General features: G+C 51.4%; 12 protein-coding genes. 10 read left to right on the forward strand and 2 right to left on the reverse strand.

Annotation, left to right across the window (positions count from 1 at the left end; genetic code table 11):
* Positions 1-51 precede the first annotated feature (51 nt).
* The 7 genes from D6024_RS22015 (at position 52) to D6024_RS22045 (ending at position 13,407) form a co-directional block, all read left to right on the forward strand.
* Positions 52-5,562 carry a CHAT domain-containing protein gene (locus tag D6024_RS22015; RefSeq protein WP_121356978.1) on the forward strand — a complete coding sequence of 1,837 codons (5,511 nt, stop codon included), beginning with the start codon at positions 52-54 and terminating at the stop codon, positions 5,560-5,562.
* 128 nt (positions 5,563-5,690) lie between these two features.
* The gene (locus tag D6024_RS22020) at positions 5,691-7,292 is read left to right on the forward strand and encodes an amidohydrolase family protein (protein ID WP_121356979.1); all 1,602 of its coding nucleotides are present in this window, start codon (positions 5,691-5,693) and stop codon (positions 7,290-7,292) included.
* Positions 7,293-7,361: 69 nt separating this feature from the next.
* Positions 7,362-8,321, forward strand: a complete 960-nt coding sequence (locus D6024_RS22025; protein ID WP_121356980.1) for a nitrilase family protein — start codon at positions 7,362-7,364, stop codon at positions 8,319-8,321.
* A gap of 231 nt (positions 8,322-8,552) precedes the next feature.
* Entirely contained in the window at positions 8,553-10,481 is a 1,929-nt protein-coding gene (locus D6024_RS22030; protein ID WP_121356981.1) for a beta-N-acetylhexosaminidase, read from the forward strand.
* Between the two features lie 216 nt (positions 10,482-10,697).
* Positions 10,698-12,083 carry an alpha-L-fucosidase gene (locus D6024_RS22035; RefSeq protein ID WP_121356982.1) on the forward strand — a complete coding sequence of 462 codons (1,386 nt, stop codon included), beginning with the start codon at positions 10,698-10,700 and terminating at the stop codon, positions 12,081-12,083.
* 46 nt (positions 12,084-12,129) lie between these two features.
* Entirely contained in the window at positions 12,130-13,020 is an 891-nt protein-coding gene (locus D6024_RS22040; protein ID WP_121356983.1) for a creatininase family protein, read from the forward strand.
* A gap of 57 nt (positions 13,021-13,077) precedes the next feature.
* Positions 13,078-13,407, forward strand: coding sequence for a hypothetical protein (locus tag D6024_RS22045; RefSeq protein ID WP_121356984.1), 330 nt, complete (start codon positions 13,078-13,080; stop codon positions 13,405-13,407).
* Positions 13,408-13,521: 114 nt separating this feature from the next.
* Here D6024_RS22045 and D6024_RS22050 read toward each other — a convergent pair whose 3' ends face one another.
* Together D6024_RS22050 and D6024_RS22055 are read right to left on the reverse strand one after the other, a co-directional pair.
* Entirely contained in the window at positions 13,522-15,219 is a 1,698-nt protein-coding gene (locus D6024_RS22050; protein ID WP_121356985.1) for a GMC oxidoreductase, read from the reverse strand.
* Between the two features lie 6 nt (positions 15,220-15,225).
* Entirely contained in the window at positions 15,226-15,765 is a 540-nt protein-coding gene (locus D6024_RS22055) for a gluconate 2-dehydrogenase subunit 3 family protein (protein WP_121356986.1), read from the reverse strand.
* Between the two features lie 322 nt (positions 15,766-16,087).
* Here D6024_RS22055 and D6024_RS22060 point away from each other — a divergent pair, with 322 nt between their 5' ends.
* From D6024_RS22060 to D6024_RS22070, 3 genes are all read left to right on the forward strand, one after another.
* Positions 16,088-19,279, forward strand: coding sequence for a SusC/RagA family TonB-linked outer membrane protein (locus D6024_RS22060; RefSeq protein WP_121356987.1), 3,192 nt, complete (start codon positions 16,088-16,090; stop codon positions 19,277-19,279).
* 21 nt (positions 19,280-19,300) lie between these two features.
* Positions 19,301-21,097 carry a RagB/SusD family nutrient uptake outer membrane protein gene (locus D6024_RS22065; protein WP_121356988.1) on the forward strand — a complete coding sequence of 599 codons (1,797 nt, stop codon included), beginning with the start codon at positions 19,301-19,303 and terminating at the stop codon, positions 21,095-21,097.
* A 116-nt stretch (positions 21,098-21,213) separates the two neighbouring features.
* Positions 21,214-24,816, forward strand: a complete 3,603-nt coding sequence (locus tag D6024_RS22070; protein WP_121356989.1) for an FG-GAP-like repeat-containing protein — start codon at positions 21,214-21,216, stop codon at positions 24,814-24,816.
* The last annotated feature ends 8 nt before the right edge of the window (positions 24,817-24,824 follow it).

The raw sequence follows: 24,824 nt of genomic DNA on the forward strand, positions 1-24,824 counted from the left end.
CAACCCCGATACACAAACCCGGCGTGTAACACAAACTAAAACGCATCGCTCATGTCCATTCATTCCATTTCGTTTACCGGCTCCCGGCAAGCGCTGCCCGAGACCATCACTACGCAAGACGACCTGCTACAACTTCAGGAATCATTCGTTGTTAGCGCCGCTGCCAGGGGCGCAGGCGAAAAGCAAAAAATTCAACTCGACGACAAGTTGGTTGAGTTGGTCTTCGACGACAACACCACCTGGCTTTGTCATGCCGATACGATCGAAGAAGTGTTTCCCGAAGCGGCCAATCCCACCCGTTCGGCCGACGGTGCCTTCGAATTGCCGCAGGTGCTTCGCAGCACTGGCGCCGAACGCGGTCTCGTCAGCGATATTGCGTTGAAAGCGGTCAACCTCTTTGCCAAAAAGGCCATCCAGCGAACGGTGGGGCAACTGGCCGGAGACCTCGAAAAAAAACAGCTCAATGACCGCATTGGCCTTTACCGCCTCGACGAAGATTTCAACCTCGTTGCTCCCGATTTTTCGAAGCCGGGCAATCCCTTCCTGCTTTTTATTCACGGAACGTCGTCTTCGACCAGCGGCTCGTTCGGCAAACTCGCCGGGACCGATGCCTGGAAGGACCTGGTCAGGCAGTACGGCCAAAACATCCTGGCCCTTCAACACGAAACCCTCACGTTGTCGCCCCTGCAAAACGTGGAAGTGTTAGTTCATAAATTGCCGGCAGGAATTACCCTACACCTGGTGACCCATTCGCGGGGCGGACTGGTGGGCGACATCCTTTCACGGTATTGCAACAGCAACGCCGCCCTTCGTGGCTTCGACGAAAACGAAGTGGCCTATTTGAAGGAAGAAGGACGCGATAAAGACGTTGAGATCATCAGCCGCCTGGCCGGTTTGTTTCAACAAAAAAATCTTTCGATTGCACGCTTTGTGCGGGTGGCATGCCCGGCTAACGGAACCATCCTTGCATCGCGGCGCATGGATAATTTTTTCAACGTCACGGCTAATTTGGTCGGCCTGGGAACCGGCATTGCAGCCAGCCCGGTTTACGGCGCCTTCCGTAACCTGATCGCGGCCGTGATCGATACAAAGAACGACACGGAAGCTCTGCCCGGAATCGAGGCCATGAACCCCGATTCGCCTTTCATCAAAGTGATGAATACTCCGGCATCGTCCATCGAGATCGACGACCCGCTGGTGGTGATCTCCGGCAACTGCAAGGCCGGCATCAACCTGAAAGGATTGCTGATCATAGCCAGCAAGCTGTTTTACTTCACCGACAATGACCTCGTCGTCAACACGAAGTCGATGTACCAGGGCTCCAAACGGCACTGCAAACTGAAATACCTTTTTGACGAAGCGGGCAACGTGGACCATTTTCATTATTTCCAAAATGAAAAGACACGCAATGCCCTGCTCCTGGCTTTAAAGGGCGACGGTGATCTCTCGGCCGCAGGGTTTAAAACCGAAGAACAGGCAATCGTCATTGAGCAGGCAAGAAATATAGAGCTTCTCGGCCTGGAAGGTGGCGACCTGGTGCAAACGCCGGCCAGTGGCACCCGGCCAATTGCAGTGCTGCTGCCCGGTATCATGGGCTCTAACCTGTCGTTGAAAAACGATAAGATCTGGATCGATTACAAAGATTTCTTGTTTGGCGGGCTGGGAAAGCTGGCCATCAGCGAAAAGGGAATTGCGGCTTCTTCGATTGTAAAAACATCCTACGGCCGGCTGGCGGCATATTTAAATATCACCTATGACGTGGTTGTGTTTCCCTACGACTGGCGGCAGCCGCTGACCGAGTCGGCAAAGGAATTTGAAAAACTGGTGACGAAGCTGTTGGAGCTGAATCAGCCCATCAAGATCATCGGGCATTCGATGGGTGGTGTGCTGGTGCGGGACTTTATCCTGCGTCACAACGAAACCTGGAAACGGTTGAATGCAGCAGCGGGTTTCCGGCTGATCTTCCTGGGTGCACCACTGGGCGGCTCGTACCGCATTCCCGCTGTTTTGTTCGGGAAAGATGCCATCATCGATAAATTAAGCATGATCGATATCGTGCACACGAAAAAACAATTGCTGGGGATCTTTTCCCGGTTCCCGGGTTTACTCAGCCTGCTCCCGCTGGCAACAAGTCTCGACAACGATTTTGCCAAAGAGCTGACCTGGAGCCGCATGGCCGAAGCAACCGGCGACAGCGCCTGGCCGCTGCCGGTTGAAAAGGGGCAGGACCTGGACTGGTTTTTCGACTACCGGGAAAAAAATAAAGAGACAAACGACATTGATTTTACCAACGTGGTTTACATCGCCGGTAAGGACAAGGCCACACCCTGCGGCTATCGTATCGACCAAACGGCCCGTGGTCCCGAACTGGTATTTTTAAGTACAGGCGAGGGCGACCAGAGTGTGACCTGGGAAACGGGGATTCCCAAAAAACTGATCGACAACGACTCGGTCTACTACGTGAATGTAACCCACGGCTCACTCGGCAACGCACCGCAGATTTTTGACGGCATCGCCGAAATTTTAGCCAAAGGCAAAACAAGCCTGCTCTCCAAAGCAAGACCGGTGGTGAGGGGTGAGGAAAAAGTATTCAAATCACCCGAACTCCGCGATCTCGACCTGACGGAAACCGGCGTGGAAAAAACCCTTCTTGGCCTCGAACCACAGGAAGAAAAGGCAAGAGAAGAGCGGCCTGTTGACGTGGTGGTGAGTCACGGCGACCTGAATTTTGCGCTGTACCCGGTGCTGGCGGGCCATTTTTTAAATGATGGTATTTTGTACGCCGAAGCAACGATCGACAAAATGCTCGACGGTGCGCTGACTGAACGCCACCGCCTGGGAATTTACCCCGGTGACATTGGTACCAGCAAGGTGCAGTTTTTAGAAAACGGCAAAGGCGCCATCATTGTGGGTTTGGGAAAGTTTGGTTTGCTGACGTCTTCCCTGCTGACGCAAACAGTGGAACAGGGAATTGCCAACTACCTGATTGAAATAAACAAAAAGCAGGCATCGGATGCCGCCAGTGTGCTCCAGGCAGTCGACAAAGGCGTTGTTGCGTTTTTGGCGGGCAGATCGAATGGAGTTTCGACGGACGAAATAAACCGGGATGTTGCCCGGCAGGAAAAAGAATTGAACGCATTTAAGAAAAGCCTGGCCGAAACACTGCGCTCGGGGCAGCCGCAAAAGCTGGGCGTTTCCGCTCTTGTCATTGCATCGGGCTATGGCGGGCTTTCGATCGAGAGTTCCATGAGTGCTGTTATCCAGGGGGTTCAAAATGCCAATGCACGCATTGCCGAATTGCATCGCGGACGCTACAGCCTTGTTGAATGCATCGAATTCATTGAGCTGTACGAAGACCGTGCGCTAAGCTGTTTCTACTCGCTGAGCAAGATGGCCAAAGGCGGTGCCGGCGGTCCCAGCGTTCGGATCGCGAAAAAAGCAATCAGGCGGACCTTTGGCGCCAAACGGCGCATCCCGGCGGAGATGTCCGAAGGCTGGTGGAACCGGATCACGGTACGGGCAGACGAAAAATCACTCGAAAGTAAAGTGCGTCACCAACTGTGTTTTACCGCGTCCACCCTGGGTGCAAGGGAAGAAAGCCGCAATCTCTTTATCAACCCCGCTGCGTTGCAGGACACGATCCGGCAAAGTTCCGACAGCAACCTGTGGTCGCCGCGGTTGGGAAAAACACTTTTCGAAATGCTGCTGCCCCTGGACTTCAAAGAGCAGTTCAAGCGACGGTTCAATATCAATTGGATTTTGGATTCCTATACGGCAGCCTTTCCGTGGGAACTGCTGCAGGACACCGCCACCGAAGCCATGCCGCTTTGTGTAAATGCGGGCATGGTGCGGCAGATGGTAACGCGGGATTTCCGGCTGAACATCAATGCCGTTGCCGCGAACAACGCACTGGTCGTAGCCGAACCGCAACTGAATGGTTTTCTGCCCGCCCTCCCGGGTGCGTTGCGGGAAGGCACGAAGGTGACGGAATGGCTGGAAAAAAATGGACTCAAGGTCAATGCCCTGCTGCAGGAAACGGCCGGCAGGATCCTTCCTGCTCTCTTTGCCGACGATTACAAGATTATTCACCTGGCTGGTCATGGCACGTTCAACAAGGACGAACCCGAAAGCTCGGGAATGGTGATCGGTGAGAACAGTTTTCTTACCACGGCCGAAATTCAAAACATGAGCACCGTGCCCGAGCTGGTTTTTGTCAACTGCTGCTTTTTGGGAAGAACCGATTCGGAGGCCGAAGAGTTTTACCGCAACACCTACCGGCTTGCTGCCAACATCGGCACGCAACTGATCGATAACGGCGTGAAGGCGGTTGTGGTAGCCGGTTGGGCCGTCAATGATGAAGCGGCCTTGCGCTTCACCGAAGTTTTTTACCAGGCCATGTTTGGCGGCGAATGTTTTGGCGACGCGATACGGCTGGCCCGCAGTGCGGTTTATGAAGAGTTTCATACCGTCAGCAATACCTGGGGCGCTTACCAGTGTTATGGCGATCCGTTCTACAAACTCCGCAACGGGCAGGATGGAAAACTAAAAACAGACCTGGAATTTGTCATTGCCGAACAGGCCGAGATTGCGTTGAGCAACCTGCAAAGCGAAAGCCATACTGGCTATTTTTCGCAGGCAACCATTCTGAAGAAGCTGAAGGAAATTTCCGATGCCGTGGATGCCGCGCAGATCCGGGATGCCGAGATCACTGAAAAGGAAGCCCTTATTTATACTGCTCTTTCCGAGTACGACAAGGCGATTCAAAAATTTGAAAGCCTGTTGAGCATGGAGAACGCCAATTTTTCGGTGAAAAGCCTCGAGCAATACAGCAATGTGCGGATGAAAAAATACGTGGCCGATTACCTGAAAGCATCGCAGGACAACAAAAAGCCGGGCGCAGAAGAACGCAGGACGTGGGTGGCGGAGGCAGATAAAGTGATCAATGGCCTGGAAAGCCTGCTGCTGATCAGCCCCACGGTAGAACGCTACAATCTTTTAGGTAGTGCCTACAAGCGCAAAGGGATCCTGTGTGCCACGGCCGCGGAAAAAAAGAAAGCCTATTCCATGGCAGCCTATTATTACCAAAAAGCACATGCGCAGGAGGGGAAAAAATACACGTCCTATGCCCTGACCAACTGGTATGAACTGGAAAGCATCCTGGCCCTGACCGGCGACCGTAAATGGAAAAGCGAAGTGCAGGTAGACGGAAAGGAAAGCTATGCGCTGCCCGCAAAAACGGCCGTGCAAAGCCAGGTGAAAAAACTCATGGAGGAAGCAAAAAAAACACAGGGCCAGTCCGACGATTACTGGAACCTCGTTGTGGATCCCAATTGCCGGCTTTGTCTCCAGGTGGTGAATAACACGGCTGCAAAAGACGGGTGGGACAAGTTGGAAACTGCCTACAGGGACGTGTGGAGCAGGGCCGGATCGAAAGGCGACAAGTTTGCCGAACTGGAACACCTGCAACTGTTGGCCGATGCCCTGTCCATCGGGAAAGAAAAGGCCAACGGTTTGAAAGAGCACATTGAAACACTGAAAAACAGTCTGGAAAAAATGTTGTAGCAATGGCTGCTGAAAAGCGGCAACAATAAAGTGATAAGCCGGCAAAGAATGGGTGTGGGCTTTTGTGAGGAAGGTGATTTGCTTTCGTTGCTGTTTTCGCAAAGCCTGTCATTTACAAAATCCCCGCCATGCGCTATTTCGATTTTCATTGCCACATCCTGCTCAAGCAGCTCTTTGCCGAACATCCGAATGTGGACACGCGGTTCAGTGCAAACGATGTGGTAACCCTGCCAAGGATCTGTACATCCCTGCCCAACATTCTTCAATCGCAGACCCACCAAAGCCAGTTGGCTTCGTTCAACGACGAAGTGATGGCCGGCGTGGCGCTCTACGCACTGGAAAGCCAGCTGGCAGCGCAGGTAATCCCGTTTCGCAAACACCTGCGGGCCACCGCGCAGGACAAAATGTGGGTACCGCTTTTTGAGGCCGTTGCCAACACCGGTGCGGTGCCGCCTTACCCGCTTTTTGATCTTTTTATCCAAAAACGAACACTCGATACCTACCTCCAGGCTGCGGCGTCTTTTCATGTGTTGCGGAAAGACAGCTTTCAGTCACCGCTGCCCAAAAACAAGGTCAATCTTTTTTTTGTCGTAGAAGGCTGTCATTCGCTGGTGAATTCTTCCCTCGATGCCGGGAGCGACGATCCGGCGCGGAAGTTTCCACCCGCCGAGATCTTGCAAAACCTCGACCGGCTGCTGCACCAGGTGCCGGTCCTTTCGGTCAACCTGACGCACCTGCAACAATCGAATTTGTGCAACCATGCCTTCGGCATGCAGTTGACCGACAGTAAGCCATTTTACCCTCGGGGCAATGGTCTTACCGGCGATGGGAGGGAAGTGGTACAGGGCTTGTTCGATCGCGGCGTGAACGTGGATGTAAAGCACATGAGCTGCAAATCGCGGTTCGATCTGTACCGCGAGATCGACGGTGGCGCTTACCGGAATGTGCGTCACCTGCATTGCACGCATGCGGGCTTCACCGGCATTCCGTTCAAGGACTGGCCGGGCTATATTTTTCATTCGCTGGATGCCGGCGATGTGTACTACCTCGAGCTGGCCAAGACCATGCAAACCCGCAACGAACCTTCCCGTCCGGGAGCGCCGGCTTTCAACCTGTCTACCATTAATCTCTTTGACGAAGAAATTGCCTGGATCGTGAAGAACGGCGGTATGATCGGGCTTTCGCTGGACCGCCGCATCCTGGGTTACGTGGATCCAAATGATGATTCGCCGCTGGGCCGTCGTGCCGACTCGGAGTTGTATGTAGACAAGGAGTTTTTTTCAAAGGCCGAGTGGAATGCATTGGGCTTAGGGAGAAAGGTCGGTTACCTGATCGACGAGGACGACTGTGTTAGCGAACGAGAAATGCAGGATAACCTGGAGCTGAGTGTGCAGGGGCGTAATGAATATTTTTATGATCATGTGCTTTTGCAGGTCAAACATTTTTTGCAGGTTTGCTACAAAGCCGGTCTTGACCTTGCAGAGGCACAGAAACACCTCACCATCGGCTCCGATTACGACGGGATGATCAATCCCTTTCTCAACCTGGCAACGGTGGACGATCTGTCGGCGCTGAAACAATACCTTCTGGCCAATTTGGGCTACTACCTGTCGTCTCTCCGCGACTCAAAAAAATGGGCAAAAAAACTGGACATCCCGGTTTTTGTCGAAGGACTGTTTTACGACAACGGTTACCGTTATGTCAAAAACTTTTTCCTGAAACCGGCATAACAGGGCGCAAGATTGCGGGGGCTTTTTTTTGTGCAAATCTTATCTTCATTAGCAGGAAATTACTTGCATATGGAGACTCTTAAAATGGCCACCGCCCAATTCGAACACAGGAGCGGCGACAAGGAATACAATCTCTCGGTGATTGACCGGTTAAGCCGGCAGGCTGCGTCCGAAGGTGCGCAGGTAATCGCTTTCCACGAGTGCTCGGTCACGGGTTATTCATTTGCCCGCCATCTTTCCAAAGAACAATTGCTGGCAGTAGCCGAACCGGTACCGGACGGGCCATGTGTGCAGCGACTGGCGGCCCTGGCCAAAAAGAACAAGATTGCAGTTCTGGCCGGCCTGTTTGAAAAAGACGCGGACGAAAAAATCTACAAAACCTACGTCTGTGTCGATCCAAACGGCTTTGTGGCAAAATTCAGAAAGCTGCACCCCTTTATCAATCCGCACATCACACCCGGCGACAGCTACTGCGTGTTTGAGCTTTGCGGCTGGAAGTGCGGCATTCTCATTTGCTACGACAACAACGTCATCGAAAATGTTCGGGCCACAAGTCTTTTGGGTGCTGATATCCTCTTTATGCCACACGTCACCATGTGTACACCTTCTACCCGCCCGGGTGCAGGCTTCGTGGATCCGGAGCTTTGGGTGAACAGGGACGTCGATCCCACCTCGCTGCGCCTTGAGTTTGACGGGCTGAAGGGACGTGCCTGGCTGATGAAATGGCTGCCGGCAAGGGCGTACGACAATGCCGTTTACGCGGTCTTCGCCAATGCCATTGGCATGGACGACGACCAGCTGAAAAATGGCTGCTCCATGATCCTCGATCCGTTTGGTGATGTCATCGCCGAATGCCGCAGGCTCGGCGATGACCTTGCAATCGCCACGCTGGTGCCCGAAAAGCTGCGGCAGGCCGGCGGCTATCGCTATAAAAAGGCCCGCCGTCCCGATCTCTACCGCGACATTATCGGGCAGGCACACACGCCGGAACAAAAAGTCGTTTGGTTACACAGGTGGAGAACAAGATGAAAACGGTAAAAAAGAAGCCCCCGTGGAAACAGGGGCTGTCGAATAATCATTTGACTGCTATATGAGAACTTCAATTTACACCATTTTGAACGAAACCAAAAAGAAAGTTTTATGCATTGTAGCTTATCGGCCCGCGATCTTCCGGAGAGAGTGTGATGAATCGAACGTACGCTAATTCACAGGATAACCTATCTTGAGGACCCATTTTCCAAAACGAAATTACCGGCTAGTATGAAAAAACAATTTGTCCTTCTTCTCTCAGCGTTTACATTTATTCAGTCCCATGCGCAGGGTCCGAAAAAAGAACCGGCCGTCATCCCGGAACCGGTTTCCCTGCAACAAAAAGCGGGCACTTTCACGCTGCCCAAAACCGTCAGCATCGAGGCACCGGCAGGAGCGGACCTGCAAACCACGGTTTCTTTTCTGAAAACGCACCTGTCCGTTCCGACGGGTTACAATGTTACAGCCAGCAGCGCGGCGCCCAACGCCGCGATCCGGTTGCAATTGAACAAATCAGCTGATGACAAACTCGGAAAAGAAGGCTATCGCCTGTCGGTATCACCAAAAAATATTGTGCTTTCCGCCAATACACCGGCGGGTCTTTTTTACGGGGTGCAAACACTGCTGCAGCTTTTCCCGAAAGAGATCGAAAGCGCAAAGGCCGTAAGCAATGTGCGCTGGGAAGTGCCGGCCGTGGAGATCATGGATTATCCCCGTTTTGGCTGGCGCGGTTTGATGTTTGATGTGAGCCGCCACTTTTTCACCAAAGAGCAGGTCAAGCAGTATATCGACCAGATGGTGCGCTACAAATACAACCTGCTGCACTGGCACCTCACCGACGACGAAGGCTGGCGGATCGAGATCAAAGGATTACCCAATCTTACCAAGGTTGGCGCATGGAATGTGAAAAAAGAAGGATACTTCGGCACGTTTTCTCCCCCGGCTCCCGATGAGCCGCGCAACTTCGGTGGTTTTTACACGCAGGACGATATCCGGGAAGTGGTGCAATACGCGAAAGAACGCTTTGTGAACATCCTGCCGGAAGTCGATGTGCCGGGACACAGTCTCGCCGCAATTGTTTCGTATCCGGAACTGTCCTGTACCGAAGGCGCCGATAAATACGTGGTGCGTTCCGGTGAACCGATCATGGACTGGTCGCATGGTGCGCCGCCTATTGCTATGGTAGACAATACGCTTTGCCCGGCCAATGAAAAAGTGTACGAGTTTATGGACAAGGTGATCACGCAGGTGGCCCAGCTTTTCCCGTTTGAATACATTCACCTGGGAGGCGATGAAGCCCCGCATAATTTCTGGGAAAAGAGCGAGCAGGTGAAAGCCCTGATGCAGAAGGAAGGGTTGAAAACCATCCCGCAGGTGCAGGAATATTTCACCCGCAGGGTAGAAAAGATCGTGGCGTCGAAAGGCAAAAAGCTCATTGGCTGGGACGAAATCCTCGAAGGTGGTGCACTGCCAAAAACAACGGCCGTGATGAGCTGGCGGGGAATGAAGGGTGGTATTGAAGCAGCGAAAAAAGGCCACGAAGTGGTGATGAGTCCGACCACATTTGCCTACATCGATTACATGCAGGGCGATCCCATAGTGGAGCCCCGGATCTATGCAACCCTGCGCCTGAGCAAAGCCTACCAGTTCGACCCGCTGCCCGAAGACGTGGACAAGAAATACATCAAGGGAGGCCAGGCCAATTTGTGGACAGAACAGGTGTACAATATGCGTCATGCGGAATACATGACATGGCCGAGAGGATGGGCCATCGCCGAATCACTTTGGTCGCCAAAGGAAAAAAAGAACTGGAAGGATTTCTTCGGCCGTGTGGAAAATCATTTTCAGCGCAGCGATGTCGCGCAAATTAAATATGCTCCCTCTGTTTACGATCCTTCGTTCAAGGCCAGCAAAGACGCGAACGGTGAGTTGAAAATTGAGCTGGGCAAAGAAGTGGATGATCTGGATATCTACTACACCTTTGATAATTCCTTCCCCGATAATTTTTATCCCAAATACAAATCGCCGCTGACGCCACCCAAGGATGCCGTGCAACTGAAGGTCGTTACGTACAAAGGCGACAAGCAGGTTGGTCGCATCATTGCCATGCCGATCGAAGAGTTAAAGAAGCGGGCCGACAACAAGCGTAACGTTGAGTAAAAACTTTTGAGCCGATTTTTGAAAGCCATTCCCTGCGGATGGCTTTCTTTTTTCCGGCTGTCTATTGAACCACGGAGACACGGAGGACAGGAAGCCTCACTGGGGAAATGCTCCGCGTAACACCGTGCCCCTGTGTCTCCCTGGTTGCTGCCTTCGAGCAACAAAGGAAGTTTCGTTCCAACAGATTTTGTACCTTAAGCCGGTAACGATGTTTGTATGAAAAGAACCTTTCTGTTCCTGCTTTCTGTTTCCCTTTTTTCAACCGGTTTTGCGCAAAAGAAATACAACCCGACCTGGGAGTCAATCGACAGTCGCCCCATACCCACATGGTTTACCGACGCCAAGTTTGGAATCTTTATTCACTGGGGACTGTATGCCGTTCCGGCCTGGGGGCCGGTGGGCAAGGAGTGGCCGGTGTATTCGAAATATGCGGAATGGTACTGGTACCGGATGCAGAGCGATAGTTCCAAGGTGGGAAATGCCTTTCGGGCCTTTCATGCTAAAACCTACGGGCCCAATTTCCGCTACCAGGATTTTGCCAACAGCTTTAAAGCAGAACTGTTTAACCCCGACCAGTGGGCCGACCTCTTTGCCGCTTCGGGTGCTAAATATGTAGTGCTTACCTCCAAGCACCACGAGGGCTTTACCCTGTGGCCCAGCAAAGAATCGTGGAACTGGAATGCCGTAGATGTCGGTCCGCACCGCGACCTGGCCGGCGACCTGACCAGGGCCGTCAAAAAAAAGGGACTGCACATGGGTTTTTACTATTCGTTATACGAGTGGTACAACCCGCTGTATCACACAAACGTTGGCCGCTATGTAGATGAACACATGCTGCCGCAATTAAAAGATCTTGTGACCCGCTACAGTCCCGATGTGGTTTGGCCCGACGGGGAATGGGAGCATCCAAGCAGCACTTGGAAAAGCACGGATTTCCTGGCCTGGCTGTACAACGAAAGTCCCGTCCGTGAAACGGTGGTGGTGAACGACCGCTGGGGAAAAGAAACCCGCAGCAAACACGGGGGCTATTACACAACGGAATATGACCTGATTGGTGACGTGAACAGTAAGGAGATAAAAATGGCGCACCCCTGGGAAGAGTGCCGCGGAATCGGTGGTTCGTTCGGCTACAACCGCGCCGAAACACTACAGGAATACGAAAGTTCTGCCTCGCTGGTACACCTGCTGATCGAACGGGTAGCCAAAGGCGGCAACCTTCTGCTCGATATCGGTCCCGCTGCCGACGGTACCATTCCCGTCATCATGCAGCAGCGCCTGTTGGATATGGGCCGCTGGCTGCAGGCAAACGGGGAGGCCATTTATGGTACGCAAGCCTGGAGTAAAGTTCCGCAGGCAAAAAAAGAGGCCACGCAGTTTTTTACGCAGAAGGGGCAAGACCTTTATGTGCTTTGCACCACGTTTCCCACAGCACCCATTGTGGTGGAAAATGTTGGCAAGCCGTCACGTGTGTCTTTGCTTGGCTCGAAAGCGGTGGTGCAAAGCACCGCCGGGAATGGCGGTGTCACCATCATTCCACCGGATCTTAAACCGGGGGAAACAGGGGAGTATGCCTGGGTGTTCAAGCTGGAAGGCGTGCACTGAGACGAGGCGGCCGTCGCAATTTAAAAAGACAACTTAAACCTGGTATATGAAATCGATCGTATTCAAAACTGTTTCGTGTTTTGCTTTCCTGCTTTTAAGTGCACTGCATGCAGCGGCCCAGCGCCTGCCTGCCCGTTGGGATGAGCTGACAGCCAGCGACTGGCCAAAGGCGCTTGACAGTTCGTCCCGTACCTGCATTTTACCGATTGGTATATTGGAAAAGCATGGGCCGCATGCACCCATTGGCTCCGACCTGATTCATGTGCGGGAGTGGGCGGCCCGGGCCACGAAAAAAGAATACGCGGTGGTGTTCCCCGATTATTTCTACGGCCAGATTTACGAGGCAAAACACCAGCCCGGGACCTTTGCACTGCCAAGCACGATGGTGCTGGAACTGCTCCAGGCAACCTGCGACGAAATCGGTCGCAACGGCTTCAACAAAATCGTCATCATCAACGGTCATGGCGGCAATCCCAACCTGCTGCGCTTTTTTGTGCAAAGCCAGTTGGAAAAGCGTCACGACTACGCCGTCTTTTTCTTCGAGCCCAGTTTCGATTCCAGTATCACGGCAAAGATCAAAAGTCTTCGCCAGTCGGATCCGTCGATGGACCAGCATGCCGGCGAGCGGGAAACGTCTACGCTGTTGTATCTCCGGCCCGAACTGGTAAAAATGGACAGCGCCAAACTTGAGTCGGGGACTAGTTTAAAACGGCTGTCCATTCCCGATGTCTACACGGGTATCTGGTGGTATGCTTCGTACCCGAACCATTATGCGGGAGAAGGTGCAAAGGCGACAAAAGAATTGGGAAAGGTCATCACCGACTACACGGTGGAGTCGCTGGTGAGAGCCCTGAAGGCGGTGAAAACAGATACCAAAACATTGCAATTGCAAAAAGAATTTTACGACCGGGTGAAGAAAAGCGATCAGCCGTTTTAATGTTTGGCAATTATTATTTGCTTTGCTTAATTTTCAGCCTGTCTCAAACTTACTGCTATGAAAAAGTGGATCATTGTCTTGTTACTTGTTTTGGGTGTGGCCTACTTTACAAAGCCCGATGACAAGACCTGTATCATTGAAGGAACAAGGGCTGTGTGGGGCGACCTGGTGCCCGACGTCAACGACAAGCCGGCGATGTTCGAGCAATTCATGAACGTAATCAGCACAAACGTGGTGGTCAAAGACTGGGTCTTTTTCAAGCAGGTCCGGTACAAGGTAAAAACGGAGCAACGCACGATTGCTTTTGGTGCCTTTAAAAATGTTTTTACCACGGTAAAACCGATGCGCACCAGGGATGTCATCCCCAAAATGCCCGGCCGGTCGTAGCGACTCACGCTGGCATTGTGTGCAGAAAAAGCGCCTGATAGCTTGTCCTAATCACGAACATTGTTCAACTAAAAAAGCCCGAACCAGTTCGGGCTTTTTCGTTTGTGGTATCGGTTACAGATTTCCTTTTTTCAATTCCTCTACTGCGTAATTGGCAGCACGGGCCGAAAACGCCATATAGGTCAGCGACGGATTCTGTGTGGATGTGGAAGTCATGCTGGCGCCGTCAGTTACAAACACATTTTTGCAAAGGTGCATCTGGTGCCATTTGTTGAGCAACGACGTTTTCGGATCACGCCCCATGCGAACGCCACCCATTTCGTGGATATCCAGGCCCGGGGCTTGTTTGGAGTCGTATGCCTTGACATTGATAAAGCCGGCTTTTTCAAACATCTCCGTCATCTGCGCCATGTAATCCCTGATCATCTTTTCATCGTTGTCGTCGTAGTCGATATTGACCTTCAGGAGCGGCATGCCCCAGTCGTCTTTTTTGCTGTCGAGGGAAACAAAATTGGTTTCTTTCGGAATGGTTTCGCCCATCATGTGCGAACCGACTTTCCAGGATTGCAGTTTGGGGTTGAGCAGGCTTTGTTTCAGGGGCATGCCAAAGCCATCCTTGCTGCTTTCCTCGTTGCGGTAGGCGCCAAAACCTGCTGCATACCCGCGCAGGAAATCCGTTTCCTGGCGGAACACGTTGCGGAAGCGGGGAATATAGCCCGACGTGGGACGACGGCCATCGGTGGTGAACTCGCCGGCGCCTTCGTATTCGCCCGACACCCGTGCACGATAAAGGTGAAAGGCGACGTATTTACCCAACACGCCGCTGTCGTTGCCCAGGCCATTGGGAAAGCGGTGCGAGGTGGAATTCAACAGAATGAGGTTTGTATTCAGGGCCGCTGCATTCACGAAGATGACTTTTGCATAAAAGTCGATGGCGTCTTTTGTGTTGTTGTCGATCACCTTAACGCCGGTTGCTTTACCTTTTTGTTCATCGTAGATGATGGAGTGAACAACGGAGTTCGGACGAAGGGTCAGGTTGCCGGTCTTGGCGGCCCACGGAATCGTGGACGCATTGGAACTGAAATAACCTCCAAAAGGGCAGCCCCGTTCGCACAGAGTGCGGTTCTGGCATTTGGCGCGGCCCTGTTCGAGGTGAACGGGCTGCGGTTGCGACAGGTGGGCACAGCGGCCGCTGATCACATACCGGTCCTTATAAGCCTTTTCAACGGATTGCTTGAAATACTTCTCCACAACATTGAGCGGAAAGCCCGGGAGAAACTCGCCATCGGGCAAGTGCGGCAGGCCGTCTTTGTCCCCGGCGATGCCGGCAAATTTTTCAACATAGCTGTACCAGGGCGCTATGTCTTCGTAGCGGATGGGCCAGTCCACGGCAAAGCCATCGCGGGCCGGGCCTTCAAAATCGTAAGGGCTCCAGCGCTGCGTTTGCCGGGCCCACAGCAGCGATTTACCGCCCACCTGGTAACCGCGGATCCAGTCGAACGGTTTTTCCTGCACATAGGGATGCTCTTTGTCTTTGACAAAGAATTGCGTGGTGGCTTCGCCAAAAGCATAACACTTCGATACCACGGGATTTGCTTCCCGCACATCCAGCGGCAGGTTTCCGCGAAGTGTAAATTCCCAGGGCATTTTGTTGGTGGTCGGGTAGTCTTTGATGTGTTGCACATCGCGACCCCGTTCCAGCACCAGAGTTTTCAAGCCCTTCTCACAAAATTCCTTGGCGGCCCAGCCGCCGCTGATACCCGAGCCAATGACAATGACGTCGTAGGTTCTGTCTTTAATTGTATCGCCCATAATTGCTTATGCTTGGTGAATAATGGTTTTGACCGGGAATGCACCGTTGTAGCGGCCCGGTACCAGTTCGTAATGAAAAATATCGCCGAGTACAGGCTTGGATGTGAGATAGCCCTGGATGGTCAGGTTCTTCATTAGCTTGTAAAACTGCAGGGCATCTTCCGATGCCTTTTTGTTTTCCAGGGCTGTCAGGATTTCGGAACGTTGTGCAGCCGAAGCGCCGGCAAACGTGGTGTTGTGTGCCTTTTTCATCATGCTCTCCACCTCCTTCATGCCGCCGGTGAATTTTTTTTGTGCGTCTTTATCAAAACACTGGTCCATCATACGCAGGGCATGCAGATGGGCGTAGGTGTCTTTTGCACCCGGGGTGGAAGATGCAGGGAGCAGGGTTTCCGCAAATTCGGCAAGCATCGTTTCCTGGTCGGCCGTAACCGCAATATTTTTTAAGAGAACCGAGGCCTTGTTCTCCTTGTGAAGGCAGGAGGGAAGAACGGCTGTGCCCCCGGCGATCACAAAAAGGTATTTAACTGCTGTGCGACGTTCCATATGGCAGATACATATTTATAAGTATGAATGATTCGATTTGAAGTTGCTCCTGAAACTACGTATTTCCTTTCAACCGGATTTTGTTTTTGCAGTTCAATTCTGCAATCTACTCTGTGAAAAAAAGAGTGGCTGGTATTTTTTTAATCAAGTTGAATGTTTTTTTGCTTGCCGTGCAGCAATTTGAAATGCCGCTTATGTCCTTATTAAAAGCGATCAAAAAAATTAAAGGTTTTTTGTGAAAAAAATTTGTTAATCGAAAAATTGCTTTTAACTTTTCTCGATTTTATCACTGTATAACATTAAAAACTAAAAACGATTGATTATGCTAGAAAAGCTAACTGCTCCGCGGTTATGGTTTGCATTATTCTTTCTCTTTTTCAGCTCGCTTGTCTTTGCCCAGCAAAAAAGGGTTACCGGGAAGGTAACGGGTGAAGACGGAAAACCTGTAGCCGGTGCTACAGTAACTGCCCGGGGCACGTCTGTTTCCACTCAAACAACTGATGACGGAACATTTTCTTTCAACGTTCCGCAAAACACAAGCCGGCTTGTTGTGACATCAGTGGGTTACGACCCCCAGGAAATTGCAGTTGGCTCGGGAGATGTTTCCGTTTCCCTGCGTTCCAATGCCGCTTCCATGAATGAAGTGGTGGTAACAACGGGTTACGTCACGCAGCGAAAAAAGGAAGTGACAGGCTCTGTTGCCGTTGTGAATGTTACACAGCTAAAACAGCAGCCTACCGGAACGTTCGCAGAAGCGTTGCAGGGTAAAGCTTCTGGAGTGCAAATTATCAGTTCCGGCCAGCCGGGTGCCGGCACCGATATCCGCATCAGGGGCATCACCGGTTTTGGTAACAACCAGCCGCTGGTCATTGTGGATGGCGTGCGGGGCAACCTGAACGACATTAACCCGAATGATGTGGAGTCTGTACAGGTATTGAAAGATGCCGCTGCCGCCATTTATGGCGTAGCAGGTTCGAACGGCGTTCTCATTGTTACCACAAGAAAAGGAAGAAGCGGGAAGGCGAGAGTAAGCTATGATGCTTATTATGGTGTTGCCACCCAAGGAAAGGGCTACGATCTTGCCAGTACGCAGGAAGAAGCCAATGCCATCTGGCAACAAATGCTGAACTCCGGTTTGAAACCCGGTGATGTAAACTGGGGCAACAAACAATTTGGAAACGGCGCTACGCCGGTGATCCCGGATTACATCACCCCAACCGGGTATACAGGGTCTGATCCATCTAAAATAGACCCCTCTTTGTACGACAAGAACAGCTACCAGATTACCAGGGCCAATAAAATTGGTACAAACTGGTACAAGGAAATTACACGCAATGCACCGACGCAAAGCCATAACATTTCTGTCAGTTCTGGCACGGATAAGAGCAGCTATTTCTTTTCCATGAACTACCTGGACCAGCAGGGGATTGCCAAGTTTCAATACCTGAAGCGCTACTCTGTTCGAGCCAATACCCAATTCAATGTGAACAATCACATACGGCTCGGTGAAAATGCCTATATTTTCTACCGGCAGAATCCCCGTTTCGGCAACCAGGGAGAAGGCAGCCCGTTCAGCATGGCGCTGCGGGAAGATCCCATCATCCCGGTATATGATATCATGGGCAACTTTGCGGGTACCAAATCGCAGGGACTGGGGAATGCCCAGAACGTGTATGCGAACGTTTACCGCACCAAGGACAACCGTGGTAACCAGTGGGATTTCAGCGGAAACGTGTTTGCCGAAGTTGATTTCCTGAAGAATTTCACGGTCCGCACAACTTTTGGTGGCGTAATGGACAACCAGTACTATTATAACTTCAACTATGTCGGTTACGAAAACGCGGAAGGAAACACCGGTACCAACTCCTTTAGCGAAGGTGCCCAATACAACACCCAATGGACATTTAATAACACACTTACCTATAGTAAAATATTTGCCACGAACCACAACGTAAGGGTTCTTCTGGGTACAGAGGCTGTTCAATATAAGGGCCGCGGCCTGGGTGCCACCCGAAGCAATTATTTCTCTGAAAATCCGAACTTCTGGACGATCGACGCAGGTGCTGCAAGCCCTGCGAACAGTGGCTATGCTTACCAAAGCGCCTTATGGTCACAGTTTGCGAGTGTTGATTATGGCTTCAAAGGCAAGTACTTATTGCATGGAAGTATCCGCAGGGACGGTGCCTCTCAGTTTGTTGGCAGCAAGCGGTTCGCTTATTTCCCTGCCGGTTCGGCTGCCTGGCGCATTTCGCAGGAAGACTTTATGAAAGGCGTCAGCTTTTTCAATGACCTGAAATTGCGTTACAGTTGGGGCAAGTTGGGGAATGCCGCGAACGTGTCTTCAACGAACCCGTATAATCTGTATGCGTCCCGGTCTGGCTTCTCTTTCTACGACATCGGTGGTACCAGCACAGCTCCTGCTCCCGGTTTCTACCAGAGCAATATCGGGAACACCAATACCACCTTTGAGGGAGACATTATTTCTAATATAGGGATTGATGCAACTATTTTGCGGAATAAACTTGACCTGAGCATCGACTACTATAAAAAAGCCGTAAGCGGTTTGTTGTTCCGAGCCTCTGGTCCCCAATACCAGGTTGTCTACACCGGCGGTGCAGGACTCCCGCAAGTGAATATCGGCGACATGCAAAACACCGGTATTGATGCCAACGTTACATACCATGGTGCGATAAAACGCGATTTCAAATTTGATGTCACTGCAACCTTCACATCGTACAACAACAAGATCAAAAGCATTCCCGGTGCCAATTACTTCGATCCCGGTGCTATCCGGAACGTAACCATTACCCGCAACCAAGTAGGGCATGCCGTGGGTGAGTTTTATGGTTACAAGGTGCTGGGCCTTTTCCAAAGTGCGGACGAAGTGGCCAAAGCGCCTACGCAAAACGGTGCAGAGCCTGGCGTATTCCGTTATGCTGACATTGACGGCAACGGAAAGATCGACCAAAACGACCGGACCTTTATTGGTAATCCCAATCCGGATTTCACTTACGGTTTGAACATTTCGTTCAACTACAAGGCCTTTGACTTTTCCACCTTCTTCTTTGGTTCACAGGGGAACGACATTTTCAACCAAACCCTGTATTATACCGATTTCCCTGATTTCTTTAAAGGCGCGATCAGAAGAGAGGCAGCCTTGAATGCCTGGACGCCAACTAACACGTCCACGAACATTCCGAAACTGCTGAATGCGGGTACCTTTAGCACGGATGCGGTTACCAGCAGCTATTTTGTAAGCAATGGTTCCTACCTGCGCAACAAGCAAATGCAGCTGGGTTATACACTGCCCAACAGCCTTCTTTCCCGGTATGGTATTGAGCGGTTCCGGATTTATGTACAGTCAGCCAACATGTTCACCATCACCAAGTACAAAGGCCTGGATCCGGAACTTTCGAGCCCCGATCCGAATGCCCGTACGCCATTGTTTGGCATCGACCAGGGTAACTATCCCCACACCCCTTATTACCTTGTTGGTGTTAATCTTAACTTCTGATTTTTACAACCCACTTAGTATATGAAAAGAATGAAGAATAAATTTTTGATCATTAGCGGGTTGACGGTTGCCATTGGCATCGCGGCCTGTAAAAAAAGTTTCCTGGATAAAGCTCCATTAGGTACTCTGAGCCCTGAGATCGTCGCAACAGAATCCGGAATTCAGGGAATTTTGATTGGTGCCTATTCAATGGTCGACGGAACCGGTGGCGGCGTTGGTAACTACGGTGCCGCTATTTCGAACTGGACATTTGGCGGTGTAGCCAGTGACGACGCCTACAAAGGCTCCGATCCAAGTGATATCGCTGATCTGGCCCAGTTTGAACAATTCAAAACACTGACACCGACCAACAGTGCGTTGGACCAGAAATGGGTCGGTATGTATAAGGGTGCGCAACGCTCCAACGACGCCATCCGGACACTGGCCATTGCCAAAGGCATCTCTGCCAATACAGCTACACAAATCACGGCACAAGCAAGGTTTCTCCGGGCATTTTTTCATTACGAGCTCAAGAAAGTGTTCGGCAATATCATCTATGCCGATGAAACGGTAACTCCCGATAATACCAATCAGGACAACAAGGCAGATGCATGGCCAAAAATTGAAGCGGATTTGAAATTTGCTGCGGACAACCTGCCTGAAACATGGTCGGAAGTTGGCCGCGCCAACAAGTGGGCCGCGAAAGCCCTGCTGGCAAAAGTGTACATGCAGCAAGGCAAGTACACGGAAGCATATCCACTCCTGCAAGACGTGATTGCCAACGGTAAAACAACAGGTGGTGCGAAATACGATTTGTTCCAGCACTTCTACTCCAACTTCAACCCGCAACAAAAGAATGGCCCCGAGTCGATCTGGGCAGCGCAGACTTCTGTAAAAGATAATTCCAGCGTTGACTGGGGTGGTGATCCAAACGGAAACTACGGCGATCTCCTGAACTTTCCGTACAACGGTGGTCCGGGTGCCTGCTGCGGTTTTTACAATCCTTCACAGGACCTGGCCAATGCCTTTAAAACAGACGCCAATGGTCTTCCCTTGCTGGATGAATCGTATGCGACAGGCCTGAACGTAAGCGATAAAACAACGCCTTATACCGGAAACCTCGATCCACGGATTGACTGGGCAATCGGGCGGCCGGGTATTCCATACCTTGACTGGGGCAACCACCCCGGTGAAGACTGGATCCGGAACCCGGTGAACGATGGCCGTTTCAGCCCGAAGAAAAATGTGTACGCCAAGTCGCAGAAAGATGGGTACACCGACGCGGGAAGTGCCTACTGGGGACCGAACGAGCTGGTGGCCAACAACGTCAACCTGATTCGTTTTGCCGATGTTCTTTTAATGGCAGCCGAATGTGCCGTGAAAGCAAATGATATCCCAACGGCTATGAATTATGTAAACAAGGTTCGCAACCGTGCAGCGGATAAAACAGGCTGGGTGTACAAGACGGGCGCCTACAATGCAGCGACGGCCACGTATGCTGATCAAACAACACCGGCAGACAACTACAAAATTGCTCCTTACACCGCAGCTACATTCAATGCCGGCAACGCACTTGCGGCCGTTCGCTTCGAAAGAAGGCTGGAACTGGCTATGGAAGGGCACCGCTTCTTTGATTTGCAGCGTTATGACAAAGAATCTCCGGGTTTGATGGCTGATGTGCTGAACCGGTATATCGGTCGTGAAAAAGCACTCAGGCCGTTGAAAAAAGATGCGCAGTTTATCAAAGGAAGAAATGAGATCTTCCCCATCCCGCAAAATGAAATCGACCAGATGAATGCCGACGGGAAAATCCGTTTGGTGCAGAATCCTGGCTACTAAGCCGCTTCGATAAAAATTCGAACAAACAAAATGAGGTAGAGTAAAACTCTACCTCATTTTCGTTGTATCCCTCTTTTCTTTATATTGTTGCTCTCATTTCAGCAAAGCCATTCTTGATGAAAATCGCCTTCCACCCCTTTTCTTACTTGCTGATCGCAAGTTGCTTGTTTGCCGTTTCCTGCAAAAACAAACCCCTGTTTCACCAGCTGTCTTCATCCAAAACAGGCATCCATTTCAACAACAAAATCGTGGAGAATGATTCCATTAATCCGATTGACCTGACGAACATCTATAACGGTGGCGGCGTCGGCATCGGCGATTTTAATAACGACGGTCTGCAGGACGTATACTTTACCGGGAACCTCGTACCCAACCAGCTTTATCTGAATAAAGGCAACATGGAGTTCCGGGATATCACAAAAGAGGCCGGTGTGGAAGGCCAGGGACGGTGGAGCCGTGGCGTTGCTGTTGTGGACATCAACAACGATGGCTGGCTTGACATGTATGTTTGTGCCACCATGCTTGATGATCCGCAGAAACGGCAGAACCTTCTCTATGTGAATCAGGGTGCAAAGACAGATGGCGTACCCCGCTTTAAAGAAATGGCCGCAGATTATGGCTTGAATGATACCACGCATTCCACCATGGCGGCTTTTTTTGATTACGACAATGATGGTGACCTTGACATGTACCTCGCGGTGAACCAGATTATCAAAGGCGACAATCCTTCTGTCTTCCGTCCGCGCATCACAGACGGCCATCATCCGAGCACCGGCCGTTTGTACCGGAATGATTTCGACTCTGCCCGCAGGCATCCCTATTTTACCGATGTGTCGCATGAGGCAGGCGTGACCATCGAGGGATATGGCCACGGCGTGACCATCGCTGATTTTAACAGGGACGGCTGGAAGGATATTTTTGTTACCAACGATTTTAATTCAACCGACCTGCTTTACATCAATAACCACAACGGCACGTTTACCGACAAAGCAACGACGTATTTCAAACACACATCGGCCAATGGTATGGGGCAGGACGTTATCGACATCAATAACGACGGCCTGTCGGATGTTGTGGAACTGGACATGAATCCGGAAGACAACTTCCGGAAGAAGATGATGATGAATGGCAACAGCTACCAGACCTACCAGAACAGCGATCATTACGGCTATCAGTACCAGTATGTGCGCAACAGCCTGCAATTAAACCAGGGGCCGCGAGTGCTGGAGAACGACTCGATTGGCGATCCGATCTTCAGCGACGTTGGCTATTTTTCCGGCATTGCCGAAACCGACTGGAGCTGGACACCGCTGGTGACGGATTTCGACAACGATGGCTATCGTGATATCGTTGTTTCAAACGGCTATCCCAAGGATGTGACCGACCATGATTTTGTTGCCTTCCGCAGGGATGCCTTCTCGATTGCGCCAAAAAAATACCTACTCGAACAGATACCACAGGTGAAGCTTCACAACTACGCTTTTCGCAACAAGGGAAATGCAACATTCGATAACGCAACGCAAAGCTGGGGGCTGATGGAACCCTCGTTTTCCAATGGCGGCGCTTATGCCGATTTGGATAACGACGGCGACATGGACATGATCATCAACAATATCAATGACGAGGCGTTTGTGTATGAAAACCGGTTGAACGATAACAAGGACGAGCCTTCACACTACCTGGGTGTGCAGCTGGCCGGAGCCGCGCAAAACCGGAACGGCCTTGGTGCATGGGTGGAAGTTTATTATGGCGGTCAGCAGCAGGTGTACGAGCAAACACCGTACAGGGGATATCTGTCCACTGTGCAACTGCAACCACATTTTGGCCTGGGCAAAGCCACCTCGGTTGATTCGCTGGTGGTAAAATGGCCAAACGGCCGAAAGCAGGTTCTTCGCAATGTCAAAGCCGACGAGGTAGTCAATGTCAGCATCGCCAATGCAAACGAAACCTACGACTGGTCGCGGCCGGCTTTGGCAACGGAGGCTTTGCTGGTGGATGTAACCAAATCGCTGAACATTAACCTGCAGCATGTGAAACGCGACTTCATCGACTTCAACGTGCAGAAATTACTGCCACACAAATATTCTGAATACGGGCCGGCCATCGCTGTTGGCGATGTCAATGGCGATGGGCTGGATGACATGGTCGTGGGGGGCAATTTTACTTTCTCAACGACGTTTTTGCTGCAGCAGGCCAATGGCAGTTTCAGTAAAAGCGAGCTGCCGCGAAAAGATACGTTTCAGCACTGGGTCAATACCGGTCTGGCCCTGTTTGATGCCGATGGCGACGGCGACCTCGATCTTTATGTGGCCAGGGGTGGTTACGAAGCCGAGCCAGGGTCGAAAGATTACCAGGACGAGTTATGGCTGAATGGCGGCAGGGGCATGTTCACGCAGGATACGGCGGCGCTGCCGCAAATTCACACGAGCAAATCCTGCATTCGTCCGTTCGATTACGACAACGACGGCGACCTCGATCTGTTTGTTGCCGGGAGAGTGGATCCCTGGAATTATCCAAAACCGGTGGCCAGCACAATCCTGCGCAACGACAGCCGTCCGGGCAAAGTGGCGTTTACCGATGTAACGGCTTCGGTGGCGCCGTTTTTGAGCAAGGCCGGTTTGATCAGCGATGTAGTGAGTACCGACTTCGATGGCGACGGTTGGACCGATTTGGTGATGGCAGGAGAATGGATGCCCGTTCGCTTCCTGAAAAATGAAAAAGGCACCTTTAAAGAAGTCACGGCAAGTACCGGTGCAGCCAATCATGTTGGCTGGTGGAATTCGATCCTGCCCGGCGATTTCGACAACGACGGCGACGTGGATTATGTGGTGAGCAACCTGGGGCTAAATTCGTTTTATCGTGGCAGTGAAAAAGAACCGGTAAGCATCTATGCCAAGGATTTCGACAATAACGGCAGTTTGGATGCGATCCCCACGTTGTACCTGCCTCGCTCCAACGATAACGCCGAGCGAAAAGAATTTCCAGCCCACACACGGGACGATATTTCCAAGCAAATGATTTCCTTTAAATCCAAGTTTCAGAATTATCGTTCTTATGCCACGGCAACTTTCAGTGAAATGTTCAAGCCGGCTGAATTGAAAGATGCCCTGGTGCTCCATGCAAATGACTTCCGCCACTGTTTGCTGAAGAATACCGGTAACGCGAAGTTCGAGATGGTGCCGCTGCCGTTGAACACGCAATACGTCTGCCTCAATGGAATGGTGGCAGAAGATGTAGATGGCGATGGCAACCTGGATATTGTTGCCAGCGGGAACGATTACAGCACCGAGCCCAGTGTGGGTCGCTACGATGCCTGCAATGGCCTTGTGCTGAAAGGTGATGGCAAGGGTGGATTTACACCGCTTTCTATTCTGCAAAGCGGCTTGTTTATACCCGAAAATGGAAAAGCACTGGTGAAGCTGCGCAATGCAAAAGGCCAGGTGCTGATTGCTGCAAGTCAGTACCGCGGGCCCATGAAAGTGTTTTTGGTAAAAGAAAAAGGTACACTTGTGCCGGTAGCGCAAACGGATGTCAGTGTGCTGCTGCATTTGAAAAACGGTGCAAAGCAAAAGCAAGAAATAGGGTATGGGTCCTCGTTTCTTTCGCAGTCGGCGAGGTTTGTCACGGTAGGTAAAAATGTCGGGTATGCGGAAATCCATGACCGTTCGGGCAACGTTAGAACCATTGGGGGAAAGGAAAATAGGTTGACCCGCCGATAATCACAGAT

This window comes from Flavisolibacter nicotianae, assembly GCF_003628535.1.
Lineage (GTDB): Bacteria > Bacteroidota > Bacteroidia > Chitinophagales > Chitinophagaceae > Flavisolibacter > Flavisolibacter nicotianae.

Bases quoted from the DNA above. Each gene is read 5' to 3' on its own strand.
- D6024_RS22015 (WP_121356978.1), top strand. From the start codon at position 52: ATGTCCATTCATTCCATTTCGTTTACCGGCTCCCGGCAAGCGCTGCCC.
- D6024_RS22020 (WP_121356979.1), top strand. From the start codon at position 5,691: ATGCGCTATTTCGATTTTCATTGCCACATCCTGCTCAAGCAGCTCTTT.
- D6024_RS22025 (WP_121356980.1), top strand. From the start codon at position 7,362: ATGGAGACTCTTAAAATGGCCACCGCCCAATTCGAACACAGGAGCGGC.
- D6024_RS22030 (WP_121356981.1), top strand. From the start codon at position 8,553: ATGAAAAAACAATTTGTCCTTCTTCTCTCAGCGTTTACATTTATTCAG.
- D6024_RS22035 (WP_121356982.1), top strand. From the start codon at position 10,698: ATGAAAAGAACCTTTCTGTTCCTGCTTTCTGTTTCCCTTTTTTCAACC.
- D6024_RS22040 (WP_121356983.1), top strand. From the start codon at position 12,130: ATGAAATCGATCGTATTCAAAACTGTTTCGTGTTTTGCTTTCCTGCTT.
- D6024_RS22045 (WP_121356984.1), top strand. From the start codon at position 13,078: ATGAAAAAGTGGATCATTGTCTTGTTACTTGTTTTGGGTGTGGCCTAC.
- D6024_RS22050 (WP_121356985.1), bottom strand. From the start codon at position 15,219: ATGGGCGATACAATTAAAGACAGAACCTACGACGTCATTGTCATTGGC.
- D6024_RS22055 (WP_121356986.1), bottom strand. From the start codon at position 15,765: ATGGAACGTCGCACAGCAGTTAAATACCTTTTTGTGATCGCCGGGGGC.
- D6024_RS22060 (WP_121356987.1), top strand. From the start codon at position 16,088: ATGCTAGAAAAGCTAACTGCTCCGCGGTTATGGTTTGCATTATTCTTT.
- D6024_RS22065 (WP_121356988.1), top strand. From the start codon at position 19,301: ATGAAAAGAATGAAGAATAAATTTTTGATCATTAGCGGGTTGACGGTT.
- D6024_RS22070 (WP_121356989.1), top strand. From the start codon at position 21,214: ATGAAAATCGCCTTCCACCCCTTTTCTTACTTGCTGATCGCAAGTTGC.